We start from the raw sequence: 7,237 nt of genomic DNA on the forward strand, positions 1-7,237 counted from the left end.
TTTGTCATGATTTAGATGAAATGCGATGGATTGTAAGTTTTTTTTCCGGTGATTTGAAAATTTCTGAGAGTTTTAAGTTGTTTTTCAATAAAAAAAATCTACAACCGCAGAAAAAGTAACTATCACTCAAAGAAAAGCAGTTATCATGCCGGAGCATGAATCTAAAACGGCAAAAGGAGTAACTAACGCTGAAGAAAATGTTGTTATCGATGGAAGGAAAGTAATTATCGTGCAGGGACTTAAAGCTATAGCCCGGAAAAAACTGACTATAGATAAAAATAAGTAGCTAAAACCGGAAAATGCAGCTATTACAGGAGAAAAAGTACTTATTACCTGCGAACAAGCTAACTGTAGGTAATTAATTCTGACAGTAACTAAACCCGGAAAAGTTGCTGCTACAGGAGACATAGCGGCATTCTTAATCATATTTTTTCATAGAGAAAGAAGTTCGATTCCTGTCGGTACGATAAGTAAAAAGCCGCACCCGGGGGCACGGCTGTATAAAACGTATTTTAATCGATTTATCTTCTCCTTCTTCTTACCACGGTGGTACTTCTAATAACCCGGCCATGGGGACCGCGAACGGTAGTTGTTCTGCGGGCAACGCGGTAGTTGTTAACGGCTACGCGATGACGGGTGGTAACGGTAACAGAGGTAACGCGCATGGGGCGGTAAATGCGGGGCGCATATACAACACGGCGGGTAGTTACAACAGCATAATGCGGCGCATAGTTATAGCGGTAAGGACGGTACACTGCCCAGCCAAATGGCCTCCAGGGATGCCACCATAAAGGGCGTGCATGCCAGCTCCAGGGCGAAACCCACAGGGTATAAGCCGGGGCATACACAAAACGCACACAGGGCCATGCCCATACATTCACTATAATGCCGGTTGATGAAAAATAGTTATCATTTTCCATATTGGGACCGCCGGCCATCGATTGGATGCCTTCGTTAAAAGCCGATTTATCGTCGCTTTCGGGTTCAACAATAGTTTCTTCGCCAAAAATATCCTCATCGCCCACGATCTCTACCACGGCATTGTCTTTACCGGTTTTTTCCAGTTCTATAACAGCAATATCCTGGCTTTCATTTTCCGAAACCTGCGCCTGTAAAACAAACACGTGCACATCATTTTCCCGCTTATTGATCACTTTAATATAATCGGTAGTGCCATCCTGGTTCAGGTCGAGGTTATTGACCTTATTATCCTGAGAGTTTAATAATTTTTCAAATTCTTCGGGCGAGCCGGCTTTTTTAAACATTTCAAGGGCGCCCTGCAGACTAAAATTATCTCCCGGTAAACCGGTAGCATCGGGGAGAGGGTCGTCCTGAGCATGCAATTGTAATGCATTGAGACTTAATAACATCAGCACGAAGGAGGGTGTTAAGTGCTTTAATTTCATAAAATCGAATTGGTTTGTTGTTCAGACGGGTTATTATTCAGAAAGTTTAAATATAACGAAGACCAGGCTGATATGTTGTTTTTCGCCAATGTGTTGTGTGGTATTGCTTTGGCCGGGCCTGTGTGATATATTGCAAATGCTGCAATAAAATATGAATATAAAGAAGATCGAAAACCTGTTGCTGTTGCCTGTTCCCCTTTTAATATGGCGGCCTGTTTCGGGCTTTATGGATATTAATTTCCATGATACCTATTACATTATCGCAGGTTTAACTGTAGCTCAATTTTTTATCGGTGTTCTTTTGATTGATTTTTTATTATATAAACTGATCAGAAAAAAACACACAGCTATTACTGTAAAACCTGCTATGGTTCATATTTCTATAACAATACTTTGTATAGGTTTAATGGAATTTTTTTCATTTAACGACAAAAGAGCAGATGCAGGGACAGGCACTACAAAAGATTTTGATTTTACTCCAGCAGGTACGGAGAGCTATTTACAGTTGAACGGGCTGATATTGTGGCTTTTTTGTTTAACTCAGATTATCTTTTTAATTTATTTCATAATCATGCTAAAAAAGCGGCCGGTGAACGTAAGACAATAAGTAATTCTTCGACCCGCCAGTCGGGCAGGCCCTGCTCATGACTAAACCCCAAACTTCAAACCACAAACCCCAAACTTTCTTTTTACCTTTGCCGGTTCGAGAAGAGTTATTTTATGAAGTTTTTTCCTGAATCGGCGTTATCACAACTGGAGTTTGATAAAGTGAAAACTTTGCTGGGTGAGCATTGCGAAACAGAGTATGCCAAAAATAAAGCAGAAGAGCTGCGCATTCATACCCGAAAAGAATTTATTGAGCTTGAGTTACAACAAAGCCACGAATACAAATTATTGATACAGCACGGCATGTATTTTCCCAATGATTACGTGCTGAACTTATCCAAAGAACTGCGGCTGCTGGGCATTTCCGGCGGCGTATTAACCGGTGAACAGTTTATTCTTATTCGCAAACTGGCCGAAAGCCTGGGTAATATTTTCCGTTGGTTCGATACCGACCGGCGACTGGCTTATCCTGCACTGGTTAAAGTAATCGAGGATACGTATTACGAAAAAGTGATCATTGAACTGATTGATGAAGTGCTGGATGATAACGGTGAAGTGAAAGACAATGCATCGGAAGACCTGGCGCGTATTCGAAGCAGTTTGTATCGCCGCCGCACCGAGTTGCGCCGTTTGTTCGATAAGCTCGTTCAAAAGTTAAGTAAAGCCGGTTATACTGCCGATATTGACGAAGCATTTTTGAATGGCCGTCGTGTGGTAGCTATTGTGGCTGAGCAAAAACGCCAGGTAAAAGGCATTTTGCATGGGGAGAGCGATACGCGTCGTACCGCTTTTATTGAGCCCGAAGAAACCATTGAGATGAACAATGAAATCTTTGCGCTGGAAAACGAAGAACGGCGCGAAGTTTACCGAATATTACAACAGCTAACAGCCCGGCTATCGGTGTACGCACCACTGCTGAAAGTTTACCACACGGTATTGGGTGAATTCGATTTTATTGAGGCCAAGGCCAAACTGGCGCTGGATATGAACGGTAATTACCCGATGCTGAACGATAAAGCGCATGTGCATCTGGTACAGGCGTATCATCCTTTGCTGTACCTGTATCATCAGAAAAACAAAAAAGCCACCATACCGGTAGATGTGACCCTCGATGAAAAAAAACGCATACTGGTTATTTCGGGCCCCAATGCCGGAGGTAAAACAGTAACGCTGAAAACAGTAGGGTTGCTGCAACTGATGATCCAGAGCGGATTGCTGGTGCCGGTGCATCCCAATTCGGTATTTGGAATTTTCAAACAATTATGGATCCATATCGGCGATACGCAGAGCCTGGAGTTTGAGTTGAGCACCTACAGCTCGCACCTGTTGCATATGAAGCATTTTATTGAAAATGCCAACGGAAAAACCCTGTTTTTTATCGATGAGCTGGGTAGCGGTAGCGACCCCCATCTTGGCGGCGCTTTTGCTGAAGTGATCCTCGATGAGCTGAGCCACAAACATGCGTTTGGTATTGTTACCACGCACTACCTGAACCTGAAGGTAATGGCCAACAAAACGCCGGGTATCATCAACGGCGCCATGGCTTTCGATGAAAAAAACCTGTTGCCGTTGTACAAGCTCACCATTGGTAAACCTGGTAGCTCCTATACTTTTTCCATTGCAGAGCGCATCGGGCTCGATCCCAAACTGATTGCACGGGCAAGAAGCCTCGTTGAGGAAGATCATTTCAGGTTAGATAAGTTACTGAACCGTACTGAGCAGGACCTGCGTGAGATTGAAAAAAAGGAAAAGGAACTGAGTAAGTTGATCAAAGAAAATGAAAAGCTGCAAAAAGAAATGCAGCAAACGATCAACCAGGAAAAACATCGCCAGCAGGTTGAGCTGTTAAAGCATCAGAACCGTATAACCGAAGAACGAATAGCCTATCTGAAAGATATGGAGCGTAAGCTGAAGCAGCTGGTTTTCGACTGGCGCAAGGCCGAAGCACAGGAAGATAAAAAAGAGCTGATAAAGCAGATGCACGCTTTGCTGTTTAAGCAGCATCAGAAGCAATCGGCCGAAAAGGTGAAGCGAAAGATCAATTCAAAATACGAAGAGGTTGGCGGTGAAGTGCAAATAGGCGATAAAGTATTGATGAAAAAGAATCACCAGGTAGGGGAGGTGAAAGAGCTGCGCGGTAAAAAAGCCGTTGTGCAGTTAGGATTAATGCCTATTACGGTATCGGTAGATGATCTGGTGGTGGTTACCGAGAAAGCTGAGGATAATAATGCTCAATAGGCAACCCTTCGACTTCGCTCAGGGCCAATTGGCAATAAGTAATACTCATTGTTAAGTTGCAGGTTTCAGGTTACAGGTTAGGATAAAACCCGGGCCTTGTAACTTGTAACCTGGAACCTGTAACAGTAATTTTAAGCTCTTAGCCTAAAAATAAAATCCCGTACTAATGCTAATACGGGATTGTTCGCAGTGTCTTCTCACGAAATAGTAAGATTGGTCGCTGTTTATAAACTTGAATGCAGATAATCTTTTAACTGCGTTATTGTTTCCTGTTGCGACAGAATAGTTTCTTTTACCACATCGTTGATAGAGATAATACCGGTTACCTGTTCTCCGTCGAACACGGGCAGGTAGCGAATATTTTTGTCAGACATTAACTGCATGCAATAATCTACAGAGTCGTGAGGGGTAACGCGCGGCAGATCGGCCGACATGATTTCCTTTACCACGGTATCGGTAGATGATTTTCCTTTCAACGCAACTTTGCGCGAGTAATCGCGCTCTGTAACAATGCCTACGTAGTGGCCATTTTCCAAAACCATAACAGAACCGATATTCTGATCGGCCATGATATGCAGTGCTTCAAGTACAGTTGTATCCGGTGAAACGGTTGTAATATTACTTCCTTTGCGAAGAAGAACGTCGGCCACTTTTTTATTCATACAGCAATGTTTTGGTGAACGGTTTGGTGAACAATCATTTAATGGAAATTACAACAAATGCTATGGAAAACCAAGAACCGGCGGGCATAAATACGCCACCGGGGCCGATTTTATGATAAAAATGGCCCGATGCCGGTATTAAAACAATTCAGGGTCGGATATTAATTTTTGGGTATGTGTATGGTACATAAAAACAGCGGCCGAACATTAAACGGGCGCTGGCCGGGCGGCCAGCTTATTTTCGGGGCATAATTTTCTGCAGATCAGGATATTGAGAAGAAGGGTATGTATTAAGAAAAAGGCGGAACCTACCGGCACGTCGCTGAATGTGAAATAGCCTTTTTTGTTTGAAGAACCGGCAGTTGTAAAACCGGTAGTGGTATTGGTAAAAGTAATGGTAGCGCCATCGATGGGTTTATCGGTTTCATCGTAAATAAAACCGCTGATGCGCGATCCGCTGGATTGTGCCGGAACGGCAACACTACAAGTTTTTCGGGAAAATTCATTATAGATTTGCAGCAAATTATGAGTAAAGAATTAAGGGAACATATTGAGAAAATAACGCCATTAACAGAAGAAGAATTTGCTCACATTCTATCTCACTTTACAACTAAGAAATTAAAGAAACATCAATTTCTCATTCAGGAAGGAGACATGGTAATCAATTCCTATTGGGTGATTAAAGGACTTGTAAAAGCATATCACATTGATGAAGATGGAAAAGAGCATATACTTCAATTTGCAATGGAAGATTGGTGGATAACCGACTATCAGGCTTATTTTAATCGAACAAAAGCAACGTTGAATGTGGATTGCATTGAAGATACTGAGTTGCTCTGCCTTTCATTTGAAAACAGGGAGAAACTTTGTGCAGAAATGCATAAAATAGAACAGTTTTTCAGAAAAAAAGCGAATAGTGGTTTTGTTGCCTTGCAAAGGCGTGTGCTATCATTACTTACCAACAATGCAAAGAAACGCTACGAACTTCTGCTTAATCAATACCCGGGGCTTTTGCAAAGAGTTCCCAAGACATTTATTGCAGCTTATCTTGGCGTGTCGAGAGAAACGTTAAGCCGGCTTTCTTCTTAGCGTGACATACATCACAAAAAAATAGTGACAAAATACCTTTACCATCAGGCAAATTACCGCAAGTTTTGTATCGCTGATTTTAAACAGTTATATAAATGAAAAGAATAAACGTTGCTTTAATTTTATTGATGTTGGTATGTATCGATTCTGCGATTGGTCAAACATTAACGGCGAAACCAAATGTAAAACATCCATCCTTATCAATATTTGCTGAAAGCGAAAATCAATGGACCGGGATAGCAATTTCTAAAAATAACAGGGTGTTTGTTAACTATCCAAGATGGTCTGACAAAACACCCGTTTCTGTTGCTGAGATGGTGAATGGCGCAATTGTTCCTTATCCAAATGCAGACTGGAACAACTGGCAAACCGGCATGCCCGGAAAGAACAAATTTATTTGCGTACAAAGTGTTTTTGTTGATGAGTTGGATGTGCTTTGGGTGTTAGACCCTGGCTACGAACTATCAACAGATAGCACTAAGGGAGCACATATTTATACATTTAACCTGAAGGATAATACACTCATTCATGAATACCATATTCCTGCAGATGCGATTTCGGGAAAAAGCTATCTGAACGATTTGCGAATCGATAATAAAAATAAAGTCGCATACATTTCAGACTCCCAGGTTGGAGGGATAGTAATATTGGATTTAAAAACAAATACGGTCAGGCGTGTATTGTCGAACCATCCCTCTACCTTAACAGAAGTGCAACAAATAACGGTAGAGGGGCTCGTTCGAAACCATCCTGTTCATTCTGATGGTATTGCTTTAGACCCCCAAAACAAGTACTTGTATTATTGTGCCTTGATGGGTAAATATGTATACCGTATACCAACAAAATCTTTATTGAATTTAAAATTAGATAGTATAGCGTTAGGGAATCTGGTAGAAAGATTCGCCCAAACAGGGGCCAATGATGGGATTATTTTTGACAAAACAGGAAATCTGTATCTCAGCAGTATAGAAAAAAATGCTATAAGCAAACTTGATAAAAACGGTGTTCTTACTGAGTTAGTTACTGATGAAGAAATAAAATGGCCTGATTCTTTTTCTTTTGATAGTAACGGGGATCTTATGTTTACCACTTCGCAAATACATCTTCCCAGGGAAAAGAGAGGTACTTATAAAATATTCAGATTAAAGTTAATGAAGTAAGTGCAGGCAAACCCGGGTAAAAACCTCAAACTAAAAAAGATTGTATGTTTTCTATGTAAAAAGCTTCTGTAGAATT

General features: G+C 41.5%; 8 protein-coding genes. 5 read left to right on the top strand and 3 right to left on the bottom strand.

The features are described 5' to 3' along the window. Window positions 1–145 precede the first annotated feature (145 nt). Window positions 146–286, top strand: a complete 141-nt coding sequence (locus AC59IL_RS38680; RefSeq protein WP_496557620.1) for a hypothetical protein — start codon at window positions 146–148, stop codon at window positions 284–286. Between the two features lie 235 nt (window positions 287–521). On the opposite strand, the gene AC59IL_RS38685 is transcribed toward AC59IL_RS38680, so the two are convergent. Next, the gene (locus AC59IL_RS38685) at window positions 522–1,406 is read right to left on the bottom strand and encodes a hypothetical protein (protein ID WP_496557621.1); all 885 of its coding nucleotides are present in this window, start codon (window positions 1,404–1,406) and stop codon (window positions 522–524) included. 184 nt (window positions 1,407–1,590) lie between these two features. Between AC59IL_RS38685 and AC59IL_RS38690 the strand changes: the two genes are divergently transcribed. Further along, window positions 1,591–2,013: a hypothetical protein gene (locus AC59IL_RS38690; protein ID WP_496557622.1), complete on the top strand. Its 423-nt coding sequence runs from the start codon at window positions 1,591–1,593 to the stop codon at window positions 2,011–2,013. A 113-nt stretch (window positions 2,014–2,126) separates the two neighbouring features. Then, entirely contained in the window at window positions 2,127–4,250 is a 2,124-nt protein-coding gene (locus tag AC59IL_RS38695) for an endonuclease MutS2 (RefSeq protein ID WP_496557623.1), read from the top strand. A 224-nt stretch (window positions 4,251–4,474) separates the two neighbouring features. On the opposite strand, the gene AC59IL_RS38700 is transcribed toward AC59IL_RS38695, so the two are convergent. Beyond that, window positions 4,475–4,912, bottom strand: coding sequence for a CBS domain-containing protein (locus tag AC59IL_RS38700; protein WP_496557624.1), 438 nt, complete (start codon window positions 4,910–4,912; stop codon window positions 4,475–4,477). A 207-nt stretch (window positions 4,913–5,119) separates the two neighbouring features. Next, window positions 5,120–5,434, bottom strand: coding sequence for a carboxypeptidase regulatory-like domain-containing protein (locus tag AC59IL_RS38705; protein WP_496557625.1), 315 nt, complete (start codon window positions 5,432–5,434; stop codon window positions 5,120–5,122). A gap of 3 nt (window positions 5,435–5,437) precedes the next feature. Here AC59IL_RS38705 and AC59IL_RS38710 point away from each other — a divergent pair, with 3 nt between their 5' ends. Then, window positions 5,438–6,001: a Crp/Fnr family transcriptional regulator gene (locus AC59IL_RS38710; RefSeq protein ID WP_496557626.1), complete on the top strand. Its 564-nt coding sequence runs from the start codon at window positions 5,438–5,440 to the stop codon at window positions 5,999–6,001. Between the two features lie 95 nt (window positions 6,002–6,096). Further along, a complete protein-coding gene (locus tag AC59IL_RS38715) occupies window positions 6,097–7,161 on the top strand; it encodes an L-dopachrome tautomerase-related protein (RefSeq protein ID WP_496557627.1) in 1,065 nt (354 codons plus the stop codon). The last annotated feature ends 76 nt before the right edge of the window (window positions 7,162–7,237 follow it).

The sequence above is a fragment of the Niastella sp. sgz303648 genome (assembly GCF_059587045.1).

Bases quoted from the DNA above. Each gene is read 5' to 3' on its own strand.
- AC59IL_RS38695 (WP_496557623.1), top strand. From the start codon at position 2,127: ATGAAGTTTTTTCCTGAATCGGCGTTATCACAACTGGAGTTTGATAAA.
- AC59IL_RS38680 (WP_496557620.1), top strand. From the start codon at position 146: ATGCCGGAGCATGAATCTAAAACGGCAAAAGGAGTAACTAACGCTGAA.
- AC59IL_RS38710 (WP_496557626.1), top strand. From the start codon at position 5,438: ATGAGTAAAGAATTAAGGGAACATATTGAGAAAATAACGCCATTAACA.
- AC59IL_RS38715 (WP_496557627.1), top strand. From the start codon at position 6,097: ATGAAAAGAATAAACGTTGCTTTAATTTTATTGATGTTGGTATGTATC.
- AC59IL_RS38685 (WP_496557621.1), bottom strand. From the start codon at position 1,406: ATGAAATTAAAGCACTTAACACCCTCCTTCGTGCTGATGTTATTAAGT.
- AC59IL_RS38700 (WP_496557624.1), bottom strand. From the start codon at position 4,912: ATGAATAAAAAAGTGGCCGACGTTCTTCTTCGCAAAGGAAGTAATATT.